We start from the raw sequence: 20,935 nt of genomic DNA, 5'->3' as shown, positions 1-20,935 counted from the left end.
GGCGTGGGGGATGCTTTCTACCCTGGCGACAGCCGGCACAACCAGCGATTTCGCCAGTGATGCGCAAGTGCTGCGCCACATACACGACGCGCTGGATGGTACGGTAAGCCTGCAGCAATTGCGTCAATGGCAAAGACAAGCGCAGGCACTGGTTGCCTCCGCCAACGCCTGCACCCAAAGGCAGCAAGCATCTCTCAATACCATTGAAAAATCGCTGCATATTCTGGGTGCTCCCGTAGTGGGAGAACCAGCCGAGCTCAGTCAATTACGACAGAAGCTCGAATCCCAACAAAAGCAGATCAACGGCCAACTCGCCGCGTGCAAGGTGCTGTATGTCGGGGGCAACACCGTTCTTAGCGAGCTGCACGCCAAGGAAGCCCATATACATACCCGGGAACTGCTACAGCGCGGCCCAGATTTTATACAGCAGATTGCACAGGTTCTCAGCACGCCCAAAGAGACATGGGAACAAGAAAGAGATTTCTGGATTCGCAAACATGCTGTCAACGATCCTCACTTTCAAGGCGCCTGGGGCGTCGGCATCGCCGTCTACCTACTGATGATAATTCTGCGCCGCAACTCCAAATCTGCTATTCGTGAGTTATATCCCCTGCTCGCTATTATTGCTTGGTTACTATCAAGTTATCTGTTGGGCGCCTTATTGCCAATCACCGAGCTGGTGCTAGCGACCTTAACTGCGTATGTCCTCAGCACTTGGCTCGCTCGCTCCATGCTGCGACACCTTGCCGAAATTCCCTCCCGCGCGCAGCGCGAGGCCGTATTGCTGCGTGTATTGTGGCGTCCATTGCGCTTCATCATCACGTTCGGCGTCTTTGTGTTGATGTACCAGTCTCTTGATCCTCAAGGGAGCACCATCATCGCCGAGCACACGGCCTTATTGACGGCAATTCATACAGCGATTCTCGGCACTATCATCTGGGTGCTTTGGCGTGCGCGACGCTTCACCTTTCTCAAGGATTGGCGATGGCTGCAACTCCTTCTTTTCGGTTTGGCCAGTGCTCTGATCCTGCTCAATTTCATTGGCTATTCTCAGCTTGCCAACTATCTAACGGATGGCTTCGTCACCACCCTGGTGGCCGTCATCGTTGCGCGGGTAATCGGCTGGTTCCTCGATGATATCTGGGGGGATGACGACGAAGGCGACGGCGCGCTTCCTCGTCTCATTCGGCAACACCTGGGGTTCTCCACCCAGGGCAGTTCTTGGCTATTCTGGTTGCGAACTCTCAGCCACGCCTCCCTTTGGCTGCTGGTGTTGGTCATCAGTCTCTTAGCCTGGGGTCTCACACGTAGCGGCTTCCACTTCTTTTGGAAATATTTTATTCAAGGTTTCACCGTCGGGAACTTTCATATTCAGCCGTTTCGTTGGCTGATCGCTGCCATCTTGTTGATTGTCCTGTTCAATGTCAATCAATGGATACAGAATCGTCTGGCCTCTGCGCGTGGTATTTTTCGTCACTTCGATGTCGGGTCTCGCCATTCCGTCCTGGCTATTTTTCGCTATGTCGGCTTCATCATTGCCATCCTCTTGTCACTATCGACAGCGGGCGTGGCTTTGCACAACCTTGCGATCATCGCCGGCGCGTTATCCGTCGGAATTGGTTTTGGTCTGCAGAATATCGTCAATAATTTTGTTTCGGGAATCATTCTACTGCTGGAACGCCCCATTCGCGTCGGTGACTGGGTCAAGGTAGGAACAACGGAAGGTTATGTTCAGCGGCTCAGCATCCGCTCCACGCTGATCCTGACCTTTGATCGCACAGAAGTTTTTGTGCCGAATTCTGAGCTGATATCCGGTCAGGTCACCAATTGGACGTACAGCAATAACGTGCTAAGGCTCATGATTCCATTACGGGTACGTCATGACTCGGACATTGACGAAGTGCGTGAAATTCTGGAAGAAGTGGGGAAAAATCACCCGGAAGTTCTGCAGGATGATCCACGCGGTATTCCACCCACCGCGCTCCTGCTCGATGTAACCGAAAACTCCCTGGTGTTTTACCTGCGCGTTTACATCGGCGACTGCAACAACAGCTTCACGATTCAGACAGAACTGCGCGCCCGAGCGGTTGAGGCGCTATATCGCCGAGGCATACGCCTTGCGCACCAGCAGCAGGATCTTTACTTTCCGGAGCGTGCACCCGCCGCCGACCGCAATAGCTCAGCTCAGGTCTGACTGCGCACCAGATTGTCGCGGTGAATAGCCACGCGAAAATCATCGGCAACATCGCCCTCCTCGGCCAATTGCGTACGACAGTGCTGGAGGAGATGAGAATCCAGATTGATCAGACCACGAGCAATCTCGCGCCCGCCCGGATCGAGACACCTGACGAGGTCTCCCCGCCGAAATTCGCCTTCCTGTGCCTGGATACCGAAAACCAAGAGGCTCGCCCCTCTGCCCGAACGGCCTCTACCGCTCCAGCATCCAGGTATAACTTACCATGCACACGCAGATGGTCAGACAACCAGCGCTTGCGGGCCGTGAGCACGGGGACTTTCGCTTCGAGCCAGGTACCGACCGGCTCTCCCGCAGCAATACGAAGCAACACCCTACTCTCCAGACCGCCAGCGATGATTGTGGAGGAGCCGGAACGTGCCGCCCGTGCCGCCGCTTTCACCTTCGCCAACATCCCCCCGTACCTACCGAGGAACCACCGGAACCAGCGAGACGCTCCAAGCGAGCCTCACCTGCCTTGGCATGCTGGACCAACTTTGCCTCGGGATGCGTGCGCGGGTCTGCATCGAACAGACCTGACTGGTCTGTGAGCAAGACCAGTAGGTCTGCATCCCATAAATTGGCGACCAACGCCCCCAGAGTGTCGTTGTCGCCAAGCTGTATGGCACGATGCGAAATGGCGTCGTTTTCGTTGACGATGGGCAGCACGCCGTGATCAATCAACGTACGCAAGGTATCTCGGGCATTCAGATAACGCGAGCGATTACGCAGCTCTTCATGAGTGAGAAGGACTTGGCCACAGTGCAAAACAGGATGGTTTTCCCGCTGAATCTGGTGCAGAATTTTCTCGTAGCCATGCATGAGAATAGACTGACCGACGCTGGCCGCGGCCTGGCGATCGGCGAGCTGCGTCGGTCGACATTCCCAGCCCATGCGTCGAGCTCCAACGCCAACGGCTCCAGAGGAGACCAGTACGATCTGATATCCATCATGGATCAGCGCTTGAATCTGCGATAACCAGTCGGAAACACGGTCTTCCGCCAGCCTTCCCATGCCATTCATGAGTAGACTGCTACCAATTTTGACCACCCATTTTCTACCTGCGGAAGGACGCTCCCGCTGGATTTCACTCACGGCGCGCCAACCCCACGTTTACCCAGATTTCGCATGTAGACCCGAATCTCGTGATCGGAAACTGCACTATGCACTGCCCAATAGAAAATCACAAGGCTAACTGTAGCGATGATTGTCATTCCTTCATAGAACCCGATCAGCCCAATGCCCCCCAGAGATTTAGGGCTAATCCAAGACACACACCATATGCCAAGGAAATAAGGAATAATCCACCAGATGTATTGCCAACCCATATCGCGCAGGGGCTCTTTGCGAAAAACCCCCCAGAGGGCATAGAGCGCAAGCAATACAAACAGCGTTCCAAAAATAAAATTGAGGGTGTGCAATCCCGACCAATAGACGATCCAGGTCCCCACAATGAAGGCGATCGGTGCAATCACCTTTGCGCCCGGGAGAGTGAAGGGGCGCTCCAGGCTCGGCATCGCTTTGCGTAGTTGCATCAAAGCAATGGGACCGATGACATAAGACAGTACCGTCATGGAAGCAATATATCCCACCATTTTTTGCCAAGACGGAAAGGGCAGAAAGAAAATGGCACCGACAATGTAGAGCAAAATAAGACTGCTCCAGGGCACGCCATGCCTGTTGATTTTGCCCAGCACCTTAGGGAACGCTCCACTTTCTGCCGTTGCCAAAGTGACACGGGCGGAAGTGGCCGTGTAGATCAATGCTGTCCCAGCCGGCGACACAAAGGCATCCACGTACAGAAGAACAGCAAGCCAGGAAATTCCAATGCTGGCGGCCAGTGCCGCAAACGGCCCGTTGATGCCCGGAAAGTGCAAATGCTCCCAGCCCCCATTGGCCAGATCTTCTGGTCGCACGGCAGCAATGAACGCAACCTGGACAAGGATGTAGATAATGCCCGCGATAAGCACCGAAAGAATTGTCGCCAAGGGCAAATCACGTTTCGGATTTTTACTTTCACCTGCTAAGTCGATGGCGTGGCGAAATCCCAACAAGGAGAAGATGACTCCGCCGGTGGCCACGGCAACGAACATCCCTTGAATGTTGCTGGCCGAATTCCCCGCAACACTGTGGAAATTTCCCGAGTGCCAGCCAAGAGCGATCAGCGCGATTCCAGTGAGCGCTGGAATCGCTATCTTCCACCAAGTCGCACCGTTATTGATTCGAAAAACCCAGCGTACGGAGAGAAAATTCAATGCCACGAAAAATGCCAAAGCAATCAGCGCGTAGAAATACCCCTGGCTGCTCAGCAAGCTACTATGTGGCTGGAGAAAATGGGGGAAATAATTATTTGCGTAGGTAAGCAATGCCGTCACTTCGATAGGCGCAATCGTGGCGTATGACAAGAACAAAATCCAGGTCCACATATTACCCACGATGGGACCATTGCCAATATTTGCCAAATGTACCACAGCGCCAGCTTTCGGAATCAGCGGTGCAAGCTCAGCAAAAACCACTGCAAGCAAAAGAATGGCAATCATGCCGATAACCCAAGAGCCTATCGCGTAAGGACCAGCCATCTTCGCCGTGTATAACGGACCGAAAAGCCAACCGGATCCAATGGATGCGCCAACGCAGGCGAGGATCAGGCCTTGCAGCCCTCCCTCCCGGCGCAAGCCTCCCTTATCATCGTGCAGTGGTTTTTTTGGCAAACCGAGTCCCCAGTTCTTATGATAACAATTTTTACCATGTCATAAAAATAAATCTATGTCAAATCAGATAAATGATCTCTCGGGATCTTCGTGATTATGCACCACGCAATCGTAGTATCTACTATACTAGACAAATCAAATCTGCTTATTAAGATCACCGGAATAAAAAGGGATGGTAAATTGCAAGATAGCCACATTTTCTCTTTGGCATTTTTTTGGGCATCCGGGTACGACTTTTGCTGGGAAATCACGTACCGCTGCCGGAAAAGATAAGGAGCATCAATGCTGGATACCTCAAACGATAGGATTGCGCACGGTGGAGAACTCGATTGCCAGAGCGCTGTGCAAAAGATCACTTTGCCTGCGGCGGTGCGCTCGGAACCGACTTGCGTCATGGCCGCGGAGCACTGTGTTGGCGAACTCTCCTGGGATGCTGTCGTAGAGCGCGCTGCACCCTGGGTGCAGGGCGCGCGTGAGGCGCAACGCCACAATTTTTTGGGTATGGAAGCCCTATTGGCAGAATACCCGTTGGATAGTGCAAGCGGCCTTTCCCTCATGCGACTGTCCGAAGCCTTGCTGCGCGTTCCAGACCGCGCCACTGCAAGTGTTCTTGCCGCAGATCAGCTGCGGCGCGGATTCTCCGAGCCGGATTGGCGCCAGGAAAACACACGCTCGCTCATTACACCGATGCTGCGCATGGCAGCCCAGTGGCTTCCAGACCCGAAGAGTACGACACCCAGGCAGACCTTGGGCGCCCGTAGCGTCCTCCATGCGGCCACCCAGGCGGTGCGCTTCATGGGGCATCAGTTCATCTTGGGAGAGACCATAGAACAGGCGCAAAAACGAGCCGCAAGTCAGCATCGCTTGTCCAGTAACTGGCGATTTTCTTTTGATATGCTCGGGGAAAGTGCTCGCTGTCTGGAGGATGCCGAACGATACTACGAAGCCTATCAGCGCGTCCTGACCCAGTTACGGAGGCAGGAGCAGAAAGGCGGACCGGTGGAGCGCGATGGCCTCTCGATCAAACTCTCTGCCCTCGAGCCACGCCTTGAGGCGGTGCAATTGGATATTCTGCTGCCAAGATTACTCCCCAAGTTGGTGCGACTCACGAAAATGGCCGCCGAGGCGCGGGTCGGTCTGACCATCGATGCGGAGGAAAGCGAGCGCCTGGAGCTGACTCTGCAGATTCTGGCGGCGCTCCTCGCGGCGATTGCGGATGATGCCGACTGCGCTGGGTGGGCTGGACTTGGCATCGCGATCCAGGCCTATCAGACACGCGCTTTGGAAGCCGTAGATGTAGCAATTGTTCTGGCACAGGAATTTCAACGTCCACTGATGCTGCGCCTGGTGAAGGGGGCCTATTGGGATAGCGAAGTCAAACGGGCGCAAGAACTCGGTTTGCCAGGATATCCGGTATACACCCGCAAACGTCATACTGATGTATCCTACCTTGCCTGCGCGCGAAAAATGTTGGCGGCAGCCTCTGCAGGACATATTTTCGCGCAGTTTGCCACGCACAATGCGACGACGATTTCCGCGATCCTCCTCATGGCGGAAGGATTGCCGCAAAGCGCTTTTGAACTGCAGAAGCTACATGGGATGGGAGATGCCGTGTACGCAGAAGTTCTCGCAGCAGAATCCGTTCCGGTGCGGGTCTATGCGCCAGTGGGCACTCATCGCGATCTGCTCGCCTATTTGGTCCGCCGACTCTTGGAAAACGGCGCCAACAGCTCTTTCGTGCACCAATTGGCGCAAAAGCGTGTACCTCTTTCCGCACTTCTCGCCAATCCCTTTTTCGGCGACAACGACTCCCCCCTCCCCTTGCCCGCGGAAATATACGGCGAGATTGCCGGCGTTCAGCGCCGTAATCCTTGCGGGGTGGATGGTTCAGAAGGAAACCAGCGCTCTGCCTTGCTGCAAGCCTGGCGCGACCTGACGCCACGGAAATCGCGAACGGAAGATCCATGCGATGTCATTCCCGAGCGCATGCGCAAACTGCAGGAGGCGCAGCAACGGTGGAATTCCTTGCCCCTCGCCGAGCGCTGCGCCTGCCTGCTGCGTGCAGCAGATTTGCTCGAAACAGAGCGTAATGCCTTCGCCGCTCTGGTGGTCTGGGAAGGACACAAAAGTTGGATCGATGCCGTTGCTGAGGTACGAGAGACCATCGATTATTGCCGCTACTATGGTCTGTTGGCGCAGGAGCAATTGGCGGAGCGCAGTCTGCCGGGGCCGACCGGCGAATCCAATGTTCTGCGCATGGAAGGGCGGGGCAGCATGGTATGCATCAGCCCTTGGAACTTTCCCCTGGCTATCTTTGCCGGACAACTGCTTGCTGCCATCGTTTGCGGTAACACCGTGGCGGTCAAACCAGCGGAACAGACGCCGGCGGTTGCCGAGGCCTTCGTCAGCTTACTGCAGCGCGCCGGTGTCCCTGCGGATGTCGTAGATTTGTTCCACGGTCCGGGACCCAGCCTTGGTGCCGGATTGGTGCGGGCGGCGGGGGTGGCCGGCGTTCTCTTCACCGGTTCTACCGGCGTGGCGAAGCAGATTCAGCGGAGTCTGGCCATGAGCGACGGTCCGATCGTACCTTTGCTTGCTGAAACCGGCGGAATCAACGCCATGATCGTAGACTCCACCGCTCTCCCCGAACAGGTGGTAGATCATGTGCTACTGAGCACCTTTCGGAGCGCCGGACAGCGCTGTTCTGCCTTACGCCTGCTTTTCGTGCAGGACGATATCGCCGACGGACTCCTGCACATGCTGGCCGGCGCAATGGCGCTCTTACGGATCGGTGAGCCCGAAGATTTCGCCAGCGATGTGGGCCCCGTCATCGACATCAATGCCCAAAAACGCATCGTCGCGCAAACTCAACGTCTGGAATCCCAGGGCGGAAAGCTGCTGGCGCGCAGTCCCTGGCCATCCTCGGCTAGCATCAGCGACGATGGCATTGCCGCCGTCATGCGCGATAGTCTGGGCCGAGCACTGCATTTCATTGCGCCCAGCCTCTATGTCGTCACTCCGGAACAGATCCTCGTGGAAGAGATCTTTGGTCCAGTCCTGCAGGTGGTCCGTTGGTCGGGTTCCTGGGAGGACGTTGTGCAGCAGATCAATGCCTTTGGCTATGGTCTGACCCTAGGCATCCAAACCCGGATCGACAGCCGTGCAGAGCGTATCAGTCGCCTCGCCCGGATCGGGAATATTTACATCAATCGCGGCATGACGGGTGCCGTGGTCGGCGTACAACCCTTCGGTGGAGAGGGACTTTCCGGCACCGGACCAAAAGCGGGAGGACCACACTTCCTGAGTCGTTTATGCCAGGAAAAAAGTATCAGCATCAACACGGCGGCAGCGGGGGGAATGCGAGTCTGCTCAGCCAGTCAAGGTGGTGACAAGACTGGGTACTTTGACTGGTTCCCGGTATTACGGAGTAGAGCAGCCGTGCCCCTTTAGTGAAAATCCCGTGAGGCCGTGCGCAGATCAGAAAGGCGCATGGAGTAGTCCTGTACTTCTTCGACGATGATGTTGTGGACGTAAGGACCATTTTTTTCCAGGCGGCCCCGCACCGCCAGGAGTTTGCCGTGCAAAATGGAACGCCGCCACTCCTGCACCCGTTGTGGCCAGACGATGAGGTTAGCGCTGCCCGATTCATCGACGATGGTCAGGAATACCGTACCGTGCGCAGTACCGGGTCGCTGGCGATGGGTCACCAGGCCGGCGACGCACACTTTTGTGCCTGAAGGCCGGCGCAGAGATTGCGCAATGCTACGGTAACCTTCCCGCTCCAACTGGGGCCGCAAAAAAGCCAGGGGATGGGGACCCAGGCTCAAACCCAACTGTTGATAATCGTCGCGACAGAGACTTTGGGCAGACGGCGCAGGCAGCGTAGAAGGTTTATGGGAAACCCCGGGCAGCGCCAGTGCCGTATTCTTGCAAAGCGCCAGAATCTGCCACAGGGCCTCGCGCCGATGTCCGAGGAGAGCATCGAAAGCGCCGGCGCGTGCCAGCTTTTCCAGACTTTGCCGCCCTACTCCGGCGTCCTGAAACAACGTCCCTGGATCGAGATTGCCATCTGCGTCACGCCAGGCAAGGCAGCGCTCGGCATCGCTGCGCGGCAACCCCTTGACTTGATGCAGCCCCAGACGCACGCGCCGACCTTTCGCCCGGGTTTCCCAATGACTGCGGCGGATATCCACGGGCAATACCTGCACGCCCTGACGCTTTGCTTCCTCGACGATCTGTGCCGGCGCATAAAAACCCATCGGCTGACTGTTGAGCAGAGCGGCCGTGAATACTGCCGGATGATGGCACTTGATCCACGCAGAGGCATAAACCAAGAGCGCAAAGCTTGCGGCATGGGATTCGGGAAAGCCATATTCGGCAAAGCCACGAATCTGCTCACAGAGCTGCTGGGCAAAATCCTCCGCATAACCGCGTGCCGCCAGACCATCCAGCAGACGTTGCTGATAGGGTCCCAGATCTCCCTTGCGTCGCCAAGCGGCCATGGCGCGGCGCAGACCGTCGGCCGCATCACCATCAAAGCCGGCCGCTTCCATGGCAATCTGCATCACCTGTTCTTGAAAGATCGGCACCCCCAAGGTGCGCTCCAGAACCTTCTGGACCTCGGGGCCGGGATACGATACTGCCTCCTGACCAGCCCGACGACGCAGATAGGGATGTACCATGCCCCCCTGAATGGGACCGGGGCGGATGATGGCTACTTCGATCACCAGATCATAAAAGCAGTGCGGCCGCAGACGCGGCAGCATACCCATCTGCGCCCGTGACTCCACTTGAAAGACCCCCAGGCTCTCGCCGCGCTGCAGCATGGCATAGACTTGCGGATCTTCGGCCGGAATATCAGCAAGCCTCATGTCCAGATCCGCCAAGGCGCGACGCAAAACACTCAGCATTCCCAGCGCGAGCAGATCCACCTTCAAGATACCCAGCAGATCCAGATCGTTCTTATCCCATTGCAACACCGTACGTTCCGGCATCCGGGCTGGCTCGATGGGGACCAAGGCATCGAGAGGCGTCTGGGATAGCACCATCCCACCCACATGCTGCGAGAGATGTCGAGGCATTCCCACCAACGCATTGACGACAATGGTGAGGCGCTGCACAGCGGGGCTTTGCGGATCGAAGCCCGCTTCCTGCAAACGTTCGGGCAGCACCCGGCGGCCATCCCACCAGGCCAATTGCTGACAGAGTTGCTCCTGCTCGCTGGCGGAAAAACCGAGGGCGCGAGCGGCATCCCGCATGGCGCTGCGCGGGCGATAATGGATGATACTGGCAGTCAGGGCAGCATGCCGGCGACCGTAACGACGAAAGACAAATTGAATGACTTCTTCCCGCCGCTCGTGTTCAAAGTCGATATCGATATCGGGCGGCTCTCCCCGCTCGCGAGACAAAAACCGGGAAAAAAGCAGATGCGCACGTACAGGATTCACCTCGGTGATCCCCAGGGCATAACAGAGCACGGAATTGGCTGCCGAACCGCGTCCCTGGCAGAGAATGTCACGCTCCCTGGCAAAACAGACAATCTCGTACACCGTAAGAAAATAATTGGCATAATCCAGCCCGGCGACGATGCGCAATTCTTCCTGCAATTGCTGCCGAACCGACTCTGGCACACCATGAGGATAGCGTCTCTGCAGACCTTTTTCTGCCTCTTGCTGCAGATATTCCTGTGGGCTATGTGAAGCCGGGCAGGAGCCTTGCGGATAATGGTAGCGCAGTTCCCGCAAAGAAAATCGACAGCGCTGTACAATGTGGATGCTTTCTGCCAGCAGTTCTGTCGGATAGAGCTGCGCCAGTTGCTGACGCGTACGCAAGTGCTGCTCGCCATTGCTCGGCAGATCCCAGCCTACGGCAGAGACGGGCTTGCGCAAACGGATGGCCGTAAAGACATCCAGCAAAAAGCGCTCAGAGCGCCGCGCCATGCGCACGCCGGTACAAGCGACAGCGCGCAGCTGAAAATGCCGCTGCCAGCGGCGCAGATCGGTCAACTGCCGTTGTTGATCGCCGCCATAGAGCAAGGAGAGCCCAAACCACAGGCGCGTGCCACCCCAGGCAGCGCATATCTTCGCTATCACCCGATCTTCTGCTGCTGCGCTGCGATACTCCGGCAAAAGAATCGCCAAGAGTCCAGACAAAGGTAGCAGATCGGCAAGCAAGGCACGGTACCCCCCCTTCTCTGCCCGGCTGCGAGCAAGGCTGATCAACTGTGCCAGCGCCGCATATCCTGCTCGGTCCTCTACCAGCAAAACGAGGCGCAACCCCTCTTCCAGTTGCAGGGTACAACCAATCAGCAAAGGCAAATCGATTGCCTGAGCGTGAACATGGGCGCGCGGCACGCTATAAAGAGAGCATTCCTCGGTAATGGCGAGTGCCGCATAGCCCAGCGCCTTTGCACGATCGAGCAAGTCCTCCACATTTGCCGTTGCTTGCAGAAAACTCAGATTGCTCAGGCAATAAAGCTCAGCGTAGGCAGGATCAGGCGAAATATCCATGCAGAAAATACCGACCAGAGCGGCGATCGCGGAAAACCCAGCACACCGCCCCATCGCTACGTCGCCAACGGAAATAATCCCGGCTGACATCGCGACCATCCCACCAACCACCTTCGATCCGCTCTAGTTTGCCAGTATCCGGCTCATGACCCAGAGAAACCGGAATGGGCTCAGGTAACAGCCACAGCGGACGGGAGCGAGGATCGGGAGGAGCAGTGATCGTCTCCGACGCTTCCGGCAAGACGGGATGCCAAGCGTATTCCGGACGATGATCGGCACGGGGCTGTACACGATAAACATCATCCACGCCCAAGCGGGCGCGCCAACGATTCAGCAACTGCCCCTGTTCCCGCGTCAGATTCTGCTCCCAGAACGCGCCTTGCTCCCCTGCCCAGTCCTCTGTATCCATGGCACGCAGTTGCAGGTGCCGCGCCGCAAAGCCCCAGGGATACCGCTGCAGACGCTCTTGCCAAAGTTGCAGAAAGAGTTCGGCACGGGTCAGAGGATCACGACTATGTAATGACTGGCGATATTGTGCATCCCTCCCCTGCAAGAGGAGTTCCCAACGCGTGCTGGCACGATGACGCAAGCGCAGACGCAGCTCCTGAAAGGCACGTCGCAGAAGAAAGCGTAATCCCTGCCAATCAGAAACTTCCTGCGGGAGAGGAAAAGCAACCGCAAACTCTTCCTGCAGGGGCCAAGGACTACGCGGGTCTGCTCTTGCTCCGCGCAGGCGGTCGAAAAAGCTCTCCCATTCCGGCCCAAGGCGAAGCGCCCGCTCCCGCCGCTCAAGGCGCAGCCAATCGCCACAATTGCGCAGGCCTAAACTCCGCCAGCGGGCGTGCAACGTGTCGTTTGCGGGAAGAAATCCCAGAGGGATCTTCTGCCAACACTCGGCAAAAGGGCGGGCGGCGGGACAGTGGCACAATTCCCCATCCTCCCCCTGCCAGGCCAATAACGCCGCTGCCAGTGGCGTAGGTGCCAGCCCCAAACGAAGGCGCAGACGGGTTCCGGCAAATTCACGAATGGCCTGGAGGAGCGCTTGGGGTCTTGCCCGCCAACGTGAATTGCCCTGCAGCTCAACGGCCAATGCATGCGGCCATTCCTGCAGGGCTACCACCTGCGGTCCCCAGGCGTAGAGCAGTTGGGCGCAACGGTCGAGCAGATTGAATTCGCGTTCCGCATCCCGTTGCACGACGCGCAATTGCGGTGCCAAGGCACGTGCCTGGGCTACACTCATGCCGATCTGTATGCCCTGGCTTGCCGCCCCGGCATCCATCTGCCAGATACGCTGTCGGGCATCGGCTATGCAGACGCCGGGCAGAGTACCGTCAAGATTCCACAGCTCCGCAGCCAGAGCGGGAAAAATCACCGCAAGCCACTGCTCTGCCATGAGGGCATCCTCTTAGATCGCCAGAGGCAACTCCAGATTGGCCGCTGCTGGCACTGTGCCACCGCGACGCTTTTCCACCTGTACCCGCGTATGCTCACCAGCGGGCTGCAATCGTAGGCGCAAGGCAGCCGGGCTGCGCTGGCTCACGACATCCCGATAAAAGAAAAACCCCATGCTGTTGCCAGTCTCCGCAGCAAGTTGCAGACGCCGCTGGGCAGCTTCTTCCAAAGCCGGCGGCCATGCCAGCACGGCACTACAAGTGCCGGATCGCAGGGCCGATTCCAGGGCCCACAACTGATCCTGACGCTGGCGCGGATGGATCACCAGCATCCGCTCCAAGCGTACGCCTGCCGCAGCCAAGGCAGGAGCATACGGGATATAAGGCGGCAGACACCACAGCACCCAGCGCTTCTCTTGCTGGCTCAAGGCAGCGATGGTAGGCAGAAGCAAGCGGAGTTCACCGATCCCCTCTACCTGACTATGGATTTCGGTAATGGCCCCGCGTGGCCAGCCACCCAGCAAATCACGTACTTCGCTGTGTCCGGGATCTTGCAGATGCTCCTGATGCACGGGCTTTCCGGTTTCAGCGCGCCACAAGCGCTGTGGATGACGGGCCAACAGTTCTTCGACAGCAGTTTTCATCACAGACCTCCTAAACGAAGCAAGCCCACCACCAATCCTTCCAGGCGGAGATCCTGCTTGCGCAAATCGACTTCTATGGGAGAAAAATCCGGATTTTCCGGCAATAAAAATACCTGGTGTCCATCCTTACGCCAGCGTTTGACGGTAACTTCACCATCCACACGAGCCACCACCACTTGTCCATTGTGTGCTTCACTGCATGGCTGTACGGCAAGAATATCGCCGTCGAGGATGCCCGCATCGCGCATACTCATTCCTTGTACGCGCAGGAGATAGTTCGCACCCGGAAAGAGTTGCGGAGCGATAGGCAAACGCCCTTCCTGCTGACCCTCGGCCAGAATGGGGGCTCCTGCGGGTACCCGCCCAATGAGAGGCAAGCCGCTTTCCTCGACCAGCTCGCTGACCAGACGGATGCCGCGCGCCCTGCCCTCCTGCAAGACCAGATATCCCTTGCGGGCCAAAGTACGCAGATGGCTTTCGGCAGCATTGGGGGAGTGGAAGCGAAAGGCCTCCTGCAGCTCGGCCCGTGTGGGGGGCAGGCCATGCTTGGCAATTTGCTCTTGAATCCATTGCAAAATTTGCTGCTGCCGACGTGTTAGAGCTTCCACAAGCATCCTCCATAACCAGTAACTGTATTTTTATACAGTATTCGCGAGGAAGGCAAGCACTCTGGCAAAAACTTAGCGAGGGTGCGGCAGGGTCCAGTGGCGATAGATGCTGAGAGTACGCAGTATGAAGGTACAGGAAGCCCCCAACAGGAGACTGAGCCACGCGGGAAGCTGCAGCCAGTCGCCGCCCAATAACAGGACAGCACCGAGCAGCGCTGCCGACGCATAGATATCACCGCGTAAGACGACGGGAACCTGTGCCGTCAGGACGTCGCGCACCATGCCACCGCCGATGCCGCTGATCATGCCCAGTACGGCCGCCATCTCCGGCGCCAACCCGTAGTCCAGCGCCTTTTGTGTTCCGGTAACGGCAAATAACCCCAGACCCGCAGCATCAAACAGCAAGACCGGATACTGCATGCGTTCAAACAGCCGATGAAAGAAAAACACCAACAAGCCCGCCACTACCGCCAAGGCGATGCCGTGCCAGTCACGGATCGATTGCGGCGGAATCGCGCCAATCAGGACATCCCGCACAATTCCTCCGGACACCGCCGTAACGACTGCCAATACCACAATCCCAAAAATATCCAGACCGGCGCGAACGCCGCGCATGGCGCCACTCACGGCGAAGACGAAAATGCCGATGAAATTGAAGACATCCAAAAACAAGGAAAAATGCATGGCGAACGTGTCAAACGGAAAGCGCGCATGGTAGCGCATCCCAATCCCAGCAGAAAAATGCAGATCCCAGACTGCGACGCAACGGACCACCATCTACCCTGTGCTACACTACACGGAGGGCGCCGAGGCGCATCTGGCTCTACTGCCGGGGCCGCCACCGACGCAGCGAAAATCCATAAGGAGTATCCATGAACGAACGACAAAAGACGGCCGTGGTTACCGGCGCCTCCTCCGGCATTGGCGCCGCCACTGTCCGAGTACTCTGCGCCGCCGGCTATCGCGTGATACTGGCTGCGCGACGCCTTGAGCGACTGCAACAAATCGCCCAGGAATGCGGCGGAATTCCCCTGGAGCTGGATGTTGGCTCTAGTGCCTCTGTCGCTGCTTTTGCCGCGCAGATCGATACCCCGGTCGATGTGTTGGTGAACAATGCCGGTGGCGCACTGGGCAAGGAGCCCGTGGTCGATTTTGACGAGGAACATTGGCTGCAAATGTACCAGAGCAATGTTCTCGGGCTGGCTCGGGTAACCCGCGCCCTCTGGCCACGACTGCAGCAGTCACCCGCTGCCACGGTCATCAACATTGGCTCGGTGGCCAGCGAGGAAACCTATGTGGGAGGTGCCGGGTACACCGCTTGCAAACATGCAGTGCGCGCCATCAGCGAAACCATGCGTCTGGAATGGTTGGGACAGCCGATTCGCATTACCGAGATCGATCCCGGATTGGTAGAGACGGAATTTTCTTTGGTGCGCTTTGCTGGCGATGCGAAAGCGGCCAAGGCCGTATACGAAGGCATGACCCCGCTGGTCGCGGAAGACATTGCCGAAGCCATTCGTTGGGTAGTGTCTCTGCCCGAGCACGTGAACATCGATCGTCTGGTCATCAAACCTCGGGATCAGGCCCGCGTGGACAAGGTGGCTCGACGCTAGTCGGCAAGCACGCACACCAAAAAACGGCGCCAGCAAGGCGCCGTTTCGGTTTGGGGTGACGCAGGACGGCTGCGGAAAATCAGAGCGGAATCTTGGGATTATCGCTCTTACCCTGCTCCGCGGCAGGCCTCTGCCAATGTACTTGGTACATCCCCTGCTGCCATGGCGCGACTCCAGACGGCTGCACCTGCTGGGCTTTGGGAGACGGCGCCTGTGTGGCAACTAGCGGAGCTGAGGGGATACCGAACAACGGGAAGAGAACCGGCATAGGCGCTTGCACCAGGGGCACGCCGGGCATGGCAAAGGCAACCCGCATCATTTGGTCCATCATCGCCATCTGCCGCTCCATGGCGACCTGCATTTCCTGCATCTGCCTGGCATTCTGCTGCATCAAGGCATCCGCCTGAGCGGCGTTCAGGGAGTGAAAGGCCACCTGCGCCTGCGGTCCGCTGCTATAGCTGATGCTTTCAATGTGGATGACGCCGCCAGGAATGTGCATGGTTTTTTGTTCTACGTGGACTGGAACCGTTTTACCATCCACCAGCACGTACGGTGCGGCAAAAGCAAGCCCACTTGCCAACAAAGCGCCGGCGAGACCCGCAGCAAGTGCGGCCTTGATAGCCCTTGAAGTATGCTTCTGCATGAAAAACCTCCACTCTCACAAAAACCTGTGGTTTTGACCACCATGAACTCCAGCGGTTCCGCGAAGCGGCAAGGGCCCGGCAAATGGGCTATCATGCCGTCTCCGTGTACCCGCAGGAGCAAGGATGGCCGCGAATCCATGGCAGCGCCCAACCAGCAAAAACTGGCATGCACTCTTCGCACTGCTGCCTTTCCTGCGTCCACGACTCTGGTTGTTGATTCTCTATGCCATTGCCCTGTTATTGAGTGCAGCAGGTACCCTCGCCCTACCCCAGGGTGCCAGGTACCTCCTGGACCACGGCTTTCACAACGCCAGGATTTTGCTCTTGGCTAGTCTGGCCCTGTTGCTGCTGGGAATCTTCACGACTGCTGCGCGTGCAGCACGCGAGGCCCTGGCGACCTGGATTGGACAAAAGGTGGTTGCGGATCTGCGGGAGCGGGTTTTTACCCATGCCGTACACCTACCCGCATTATTTTATGAAAAATTCCGCACCGGCGAGGTGATTTCGCGGCTGAGCAGTGACGTCACCATTCTGCGCTTTGGCCTGGCCGGGGTACTGGGTGGCGCCTTGCAACACGGACTGACGCTGATCGGATCTCTGATCATGATGTTGGTCACCGCGCCCATCCTGGTCTTGCCGGTGATTATCGTGGTGCCGCCACTGGTCTGGGTCAATCTGCGTTCTGGACGCTTACAACGCAAATACAGCCGGCTGGAGCAGGACTACCTTGCGGATCTCTCCTCCCACACCGAGGAGACCATCAATGCCATCCGCACCGTGCAGGCTCTGACGCGGGAGGACGAGGCGAAGAACATCTATGGCGCAGGTATTGACGGTGTCCTGCAACAGGTACGCGGGCGCATCAAGGTACAGGCGGGCGCATCGTTACTGAGCGGATTTCTGATTTTTTTCCTCCTGGCGGGCATGCTCTATCTTGGCGGCTGGCGGATTCTGCATCATCGGGGCAGCATCGGTGGGCTCACCGCGTTCCTCATTTATGCCATGTTTGCTACTTCCGCCCTGTCTTCCCTCGGCAGCCTGTGGGGACAATTGGGACGGCTACTCGGCGCCATCGAGCGCCTGCTCGCCCTCCTCGAGGAGGAACCGGAGGAACCACCGGCGCAACGGGCGACAGAAAGTCCTGTGAGGGCATCATCCTCGCCTGCTAGCCTGCGTTTTGCCCATGTATATTTTGCTTATCCCAGCCGCAGTGACATTCCCACCCTTGAAAATATCGACTTGACCATCGAGGCAGGCGAACACCTAGCCCTGGTTGGCGCCTCCGGGGCCGGTAAAAGCACGTTTTTCGATCTATTACTGCGCCATTACGCGCCAACGCAAGGGCAGATACTACTCGACGGCCAAGATATCAGCCGAATGCGCGCACACGATCTACGCCAGCAAATTGCGATTGTTCCCCAACACCCGGCCATTTTCTCGCTCAGCGTCGCTGACAATATCCTACTCGCCAAACCCGGGCCACGGCAGCTGCCTTGCAGGCCGCCATGCAGGCTGCACGCGTCGACGAGTTTGTCGAACGTTTGCCCGAGGGTATGCATACCCATGTCGGCGAGAAAGGCATCACCTTGTCGGGCGGACAACGCCAACGCATTGCCATTGCCCGTGCTCTTCTGCGCAATCCGCGCATTCTGATTCTGGACGAAGCCACCAGCGCCCTCGATGCCGAAAATGAGCGCTTGATACAAGAAGCGTTGGCCGAGCTGATTCGTGGTCGCACCACCCTGGTTGCCGCGCATCGTCTGGCAACCATTCGCGATGCTGACCGTATTGTAGTGCTGGAGGCCGGACGCATCACGGCTATTGGCGACCACGCAAGTCTGCTGCGCAACTCCGCCGTGTATCGCCATTTCGCCAGCCTGCAATCTCTGGACGAACGCCAACAACCCAAAATCGCCGCGTCGTGATCCGACAACAAGATTACAAAATCTTTTCAAAAGGTTGGCAGGGTGGACGAAGAATCCGTCGGGACACCCCAACAAGAAGCAATCCGTCACCTATCGGAATGAAATTGTATCTCTCTGTTTTTTATTGGCATAAACAACTGGCACGCTGCTTGCTTAGAAAGCATCGCAGTCAAACCCAACCTTTCAAGGAGAAGTACCATGTCTGTAAAAACTTCCGCTATCGTCGTCACGTTGGCCTCTTTGTTTGCCGTCTCCAGCGCCTTCGCCACCACCACCCCCGCTGCCACCGAAAAGCCAGCCGCCAAAATGGAAGCCCACAAGGCTCCTGTGCACAAGGCTCCCGTGAAGAAGGAAATGAAAAAGCCCGTCGAGCACAAGGTAGCGGCGAAGAAGGTGGAAAAAAAGGCAGAGGCGAAGAAAGCCGAAGCCAAGGCGGGCTGACCACCGCGTAGCAAAGAAAGAAGCATGCATGGGGGCCAATCGGCCCCCACAGCTTTTCTGGAACTCTTTTATCCTGTGATACTCTGACAGCTTAGTCAGTAACGGACACCGAGTTACCATGAAAAAAACCGCCATAGTTCTTACCGCAGTTCTCGTCGCCGTTTCGCCGCTTTGGAGTTTTGCTGCAGGCAACTCTCTCAGCACGCAAAAGATCGAGCAGTTGCAGCGTTCTGCAAAGCTCGGGTATGGACCCGCACAATACGAACTGGGCCTCGCTTACGCTGCTGGCGATGGAGTGCCGCAGAACTTGCAGTTAGCTGCTTTCTGGTGGCAGAAGGCCGCGGAAAATCTCGACGCCGCCGCGCAATTGCAGCTCGGAACCGCGTACGCGCACGGGTGGGGCGTCCAGAAAAACATGGATCAAGCCATTCACTGGTGGCGGAAGGCCGCACAGGATGGCGATCGAGCGATTGCCGAGCAAGCTCGTCTCCTGCTCGATCAGGCGGCGTAGCCTTACCCCAATTGCAGGCAATCGATCAAGGACAAGGATCGGCGGTACTGCTATACTCGCAATGCTGCCCAAGTGGCGAAATCGGTAGACGCAAGGGACTTAAAATCCCTCGGCTTATGCCGTGCCGGTTCGAGTCCGGCCTTGGGCACCACTTAAAAATCAATAGGTTGAGAGCATGACGCAAAAGAATCCCTTGTATGGGCGCGCCTCGTGGATAAACAACGGACAAACTTCTCTCGGTGCCGCCCCCTAGATCGCGCCTCTCCACGGTACTCTGCAATCATCCTCACGTGCATGATCTCTGCCTGCCAAAAGACGGCCATAGCTGCCTTGCGATCCACGATCTCGACGTTGGTGGTGAGGTAAACCTTGGGCACAAAAGCTTGACCAGCTTCTGGGGAAGCCTGAAGAATGAATAGTGCACTAGCGCCGATTTAAAACCAGAGCTGACGCGACGATCCGGGAGTATATCGAGATTTTCTACAATCGCCAGCGCCGCCTCTCTCGTCTTGGCTATGTGGTAGCAGCCGTCTTCGCACAGTCCTACCGGAAGTTAGCCGCCTGAATCAACAGTGCCCACTATTGCCGGTACATCTCAAACTATTGGGGGGTTATTGGCGGAGAGGGTGGGATTCGAACCCACGTGACATTGCTGTCCATCCGATTTCGAGTCGGCGCCGTTATGGCCACTTCGGTACCTCTCCAAGGGTACGCTACAGTACTGCATCACCGGCTGGGGCTCAAGTATCTCCTCACAACGTCGCACCATCCTTGCGGTCCTTGGCGCTGATGAATTGCCGCTTGAGGACGTGCTCGCGTTTCAAACCCAACCATAGGGCAATCGGGCTGGCGACGAAGATCGACGAATAGGTACCGACCACCACACCGATCACGAGCGCCGTCGCGAAGCCATGAATGACCGGCCCACCAAAAAGAAACAAAGCCAGAGCCACCATGAAGGTGATGAAGCTGGTGATAATGGTTCGCGACAGGGTTTCATTGATGGCGATGTTGAAGATTTCCGCCACACTGCCGTTGCGCGCCGTCCGCAGATCCTCCCGCATACGGTCGAAGACCACTACCGTATCGTTCAGGGAGTAACCCATGATCACCAGCAAGGCGGCGATCACCGTCATGGAAAATTCCTGATGGGATATGGCGAAGTACCCTACCACCAGGATCGGATCGTGCAGCATGGCAAGTACGCCACCAGTCGCGAAGCGCCACTCGAAGCGGAAACCGACATAGATGAGGATGCCGATGGTGACCACGATGAGTGCCAGAATGCCTTTGTTGCGCAGTTCTTTGCCCACTTCCGGGCCGACATATTCCGTGCGCCGTAGTTGCACCCCGGGATAGGCCGCGGGGTCGTTCTTAAAGACACTCAGGATCTTGCTCGCCACCGCGCTGCTCTCACCTGGGCGGGTGCGCAGGCGGATCAGCAGATCCCTGTCGCCGCCGAAGGTCTGCACCACGGCGTCGCCGTAGCCAGCGGTCTCGAGGGTGTGGCGCACCGTCCCCAGATCGGGGGTCTTACTGAAGGCAAGCTCCACCAGAGTGCCACCGGTGAAGTCGATGCTATAGTTGAGACCGCGCACCAGAAACAAGGCAACTGATGCCACGATAAGAACCATCGAGATGCCGAGAAAGATCCAGCGGCGCGACATGAAGTCGATGTGGGTGGCAGATTTGATGACTTGCATGC

Annotated in this window: 17 protein-coding genes, 2 tRNA genes and 1 pseudogene; 9 read left to right on the top strand and 11 right to left on the bottom strand. The window is 57.4% G+C overall.

Annotated elements, in window-relative coordinates:
• Positions 1–10 precede the first annotated feature (10 nt).
• A complete protein-coding gene (locus ORD17_RS10555) occupies positions 11–2,194 on the top strand; it encodes a mechanosensitive ion channel domain-containing protein (protein ID WP_308388464.1) in 2,184 nt (727 codons plus the stop codon).
• On the opposite strand, the gene ORD17_RS10550 is transcribed toward ORD17_RS10555, so the two are convergent.
• The 3 genes from ORD17_RS10550 to ORD17_RS10540 all read right to left on the bottom strand — a co-directional run bounded on the left by ORD17_RS10550 (position 2,185) and on the right by ORD17_RS10540 (position 4,944).
• Positions 2,185–2,400 carry a PUA domain-containing protein gene (locus ORD17_RS10550; protein WP_308388463.1) on the bottom strand — a complete coding sequence of 72 codons (216 nt, stop codon included), beginning with the start codon at positions 2,398–2,400 and terminating at the stop codon, positions 2,185–2,187. The two genes, ORD17_RS10555 and ORD17_RS10550, sit on opposite strands and share 10 nt — an antisense overlap.
• A gap of 232 nt (positions 2,401–2,632) precedes the next feature.
• Complete coding sequence (proB, locus tag ORD17_RS10545) at positions 2,633–3,328, bottom strand: glutamate 5-kinase (RefSeq protein ID WP_308388462.1); 696 nt, start codon at positions 3,326–3,328, stop codon at positions 2,633–2,635.
• Positions 3,325–4,944 (bottom strand): APC family permease, encoded by a 1,620-nt coding sequence (locus ORD17_RS10540; protein ID WP_308388461.1) that lies wholly within the window; start codon positions 4,942–4,944, stop codon positions 3,325–3,327. The genes proB and ORD17_RS10540 overlap by 4 nt, the downstream gene beginning before the upstream one ends.
• Before the next feature lie 282 nt (positions 4,945–5,226).
• Here ORD17_RS10540 and ORD17_RS10535 point away from each other — a divergent pair, with 282 nt between their 5' ends.
• Complete coding sequence (locus ORD17_RS10535; RefSeq protein ID WP_308388460.1) at positions 5,227–8,394, top strand: L-glutamate gamma-semialdehyde dehydrogenase; 3,168 nt, start codon at positions 5,227–5,229, stop codon at positions 8,392–8,394.
• On the opposite strand, the gene ORD17_RS10530 is transcribed toward ORD17_RS10535, so the two are convergent.
• The 5 genes from ORD17_RS10530 to ORD17_RS10510 all read right to left on the bottom strand — a co-directional run bounded on the left by ORD17_RS10530 (position 8,391) and on the right by ORD17_RS10510 (position 14,819).
• A complete protein-coding gene (locus tag ORD17_RS10530; RefSeq protein WP_308388459.1) occupies positions 8,391–11,543 on the bottom strand; it encodes an error-prone DNA polymerase in 3,153 nt (1,050 codons plus the stop codon). The genes ORD17_RS10535 and ORD17_RS10530 overlap by 4 nt on opposite strands.
• Positions 11,437–12,846, bottom strand: coding sequence for a hypothetical protein (locus tag ORD17_RS10525; RefSeq protein WP_308388458.1), 1,410 nt, complete (start codon positions 12,844–12,846; stop codon positions 11,437–11,439). The genes ORD17_RS10530 and ORD17_RS10525 overlap by 107 nt, the downstream gene beginning before the upstream one ends.
• A gap of 12 nt (positions 12,847–12,858) precedes the next feature.
• Complete coding sequence (gene imuA / locus ORD17_RS10520; protein WP_308388457.1) at positions 12,859–13,488, bottom strand: translesion DNA synthesis-associated protein ImuA; 630 nt, start codon at positions 13,486–13,488, stop codon at positions 12,859–12,861.
• The gene (gene lexA / locus ORD17_RS10515; RefSeq protein ID WP_308388456.1) at positions 13,488–14,096 is read right to left on the bottom strand and encodes a transcriptional repressor LexA; all 609 of its coding nucleotides are present in this window, start codon (positions 14,094–14,096) and stop codon (positions 13,488–13,490) included. The genes imuA and lexA overlap by 1 nt, the downstream gene beginning before the upstream one ends.
• Before the next feature lie 72 nt (positions 14,097–14,168).
• Positions 14,169–14,819: a trimeric intracellular cation channel family protein gene (locus ORD17_RS10510; protein ID WP_308388455.1), complete on the bottom strand. Its 651-nt coding sequence runs from the start codon at positions 14,817–14,819 to the stop codon at positions 14,169–14,171.
• Between the two features lie 149 nt (positions 14,820–14,968).
• Between ORD17_RS10510 and ORD17_RS10505 the strand changes: the two genes are divergently transcribed.
• Complete coding sequence (locus ORD17_RS10505) at positions 14,969–15,709, top strand: SDR family NAD(P)-dependent oxidoreductase (protein WP_308388454.1); 741 nt, start codon at positions 14,969–14,971, stop codon at positions 15,707–15,709.
• 79 nt (positions 15,710–15,788) lie between these two features.
• Here the strand turns inward: ORD17_RS10505 and ORD17_RS10500 are convergent, their stop codons facing one another.
• On the bottom strand, positions 15,789–16,352 hold the full coding sequence (locus ORD17_RS10500; protein ID WP_308388453.1) for a hypothetical protein: 564 nt from the start codon (positions 16,350–16,352) through the stop codon (positions 15,789–15,791).
• Between the two features lie 124 nt (positions 16,353–16,476).
• Here ORD17_RS10500 and ORD17_RS10495 point away from each other — a divergent pair, with 124 nt between their 5' ends.
• From ORD17_RS10495 to ORD17_RS10470, 6 genes and pseudogenes are all read left to right on the top strand, one after another.
• Positions 16,477–18,006 carry an ABC transporter ATP-binding protein gene (locus ORD17_RS10495; protein WP_308388452.1) on the top strand — a complete coding sequence of 510 codons (1,530 nt, stop codon included), beginning with the start codon at positions 16,477–16,479 and terminating at the stop codon, positions 18,004–18,006.
• Positions 17,907–18,278, top strand: coding sequence for an ATP-binding cassette domain-containing protein (locus tag ORD17_RS10490; RefSeq protein WP_308388451.1), 372 nt, complete (start codon positions 17,907–17,909; stop codon positions 18,276–18,278). Before ORD17_RS10495 ends, ORD17_RS10490 begins: the two co-directional genes overlap by 100 nt.
• Positions 18,279–18,476: 198 nt before the next feature.
• Entirely contained in the window at positions 18,477–18,719 is a 243-nt protein-coding gene (locus tag ORD17_RS10485; RefSeq protein WP_308388450.1) for a hypothetical protein, read from the top strand.
• A gap of 118 nt (positions 18,720–18,837) precedes the next feature.
• On the top strand, positions 18,838–19,230 hold the full coding sequence (locus tag ORD17_RS10480; RefSeq protein WP_308388449.1) for a tetratricopeptide repeat protein: 393 nt from the start codon (positions 18,838–18,840) through the stop codon (positions 19,228–19,230).
• A 66-nt stretch (positions 19,231–19,296) separates the two neighbouring features.
• Positions 19,297–19,381: transfer RNA gene (locus ORD17_RS10475), tRNA-Leu, on the top strand.
• A gap of 232 nt (positions 19,382–19,613) precedes the next feature.
• A pseudogene (locus ORD17_RS10470) lies at positions 19,614–19,795 on the top strand (IS3 family transposase); the annotation flags it as partial.
• Between the two features lie 50 nt (positions 19,796–19,845).
• On the opposite strand, the gene ORD17_RS10465 reads toward ORD17_RS10470, so the two are convergent.
• Together ORD17_RS10465 and secF are read right to left on the bottom strand one after the other, a co-directional pair.
• Positions 19,846–19,934: transfer RNA gene (locus tag ORD17_RS10465), tRNA-Ser, on the bottom strand.
• Positions 19,935–19,982: 48 nt separating this feature from the next.
• A complete protein-coding gene (gene secF, locus ORD17_RS10460) occupies positions 19,983–20,933 on the bottom strand; it encodes a protein translocase subunit SecF (RefSeq protein WP_308388448.1) in 951 nt (316 codons plus the stop codon).
• Positions 20,934–20,935: the final 2 nt, after the last annotated feature.

It is taken from the genome of Acidithiobacillus sp. AMEEHan (genome assembly GCF_030996345.1).
Lineage (GTDB): Bacteria > Pseudomonadota > Gammaproteobacteria > Acidithiobacillales > Acidithiobacillaceae > Igneacidithiobacillus.
Note: the sequence above shows the minus strand (reverse complement) of the source record. Positions and strands in the feature narration are given on the sequence as shown.

What these genes read in the sequence shown, in the direction of transcription:
- ORD17_RS10555 (WP_308388464.1), top strand. Translation starts at nt 11, where the DNA reads ATGCTTTCTACCCTGGCGACAGCCGGCACAACCAGCGATTTCGCCAGT.
- ORD17_RS10535 (WP_308388460.1), top strand. Translation starts at nt 5,227, where the DNA reads ATGCTGGATACCTCAAACGATAGGATTGCGCACGGTGGAGAACTCGAT.
- ORD17_RS10530 (WP_308388459.1), bottom strand. Translation starts at nt 11,543, where the DNA reads ATGTCAGCCGGGATTATTTCCGTTGGCGACGTAGCGATGGGGCGGTGT.
- ORD17_RS10525 (WP_308388458.1), bottom strand. Translation starts at nt 12,846, where the DNA reads ATGGCAGAGCAGTGGCTTGCGGTGATTTTTCCCGCTCTGGCTGCGGAG.
- imuA (WP_308388457.1), bottom strand. Translation starts at nt 13,488, where the DNA reads ATGAAAACTGCTGTCGAAGAACTGTTGGCCCGTCATCCACAGCGCTTG.
- ORD17_RS10510 (WP_308388455.1), bottom strand. Translation starts at nt 14,819, where the DNA reads ATGCGCTACCATGCGCGCTTTCCGTTTGACACGTTCGCCATGCATTTT.
- ORD17_RS10505 (WP_308388454.1), top strand. Translation starts at nt 14,969, where the DNA reads ATGAACGAACGACAAAAGACGGCCGTGGTTACCGGCGCCTCCTCCGGC.
- ORD17_RS10500 (WP_308388453.1), bottom strand. Translation starts at nt 16,352, where the DNA reads ATGCAGAAGCATACTTCAAGGGCTATCAAGGCCGCACTTGCTGCGGGT.
- ORD17_RS10495 (WP_308388452.1), top strand. Translation starts at nt 16,477, where the DNA reads ATGGCCGCGAATCCATGGCAGCGCCCAACCAGCAAAAACTGGCATGCA.
- ORD17_RS10490 (WP_308388451.1), top strand. Translation starts at nt 17,907, where the DNA reads ATGCATACCCATGTCGGCGAGAAAGGCATCACCTTGTCGGGCGGACAA.
- ORD17_RS10485 (WP_308388450.1), top strand. Translation starts at nt 18,477, where the DNA reads ATGTCTGTAAAAACTTCCGCTATCGTCGTCACGTTGGCCTCTTTGTTT.
- ORD17_RS10480 (WP_308388449.1), top strand. Translation starts at nt 18,838, where the DNA reads ATGAAAAAAACCGCCATAGTTCTTACCGCAGTTCTCGTCGCCGTTTCG.
- secF (WP_308388448.1), bottom strand. Translation starts at nt 20,933, where the DNA reads ATGCAAGTCATCAAATCTGCCACCCACATCGACTTCATGTCGCGCCGC.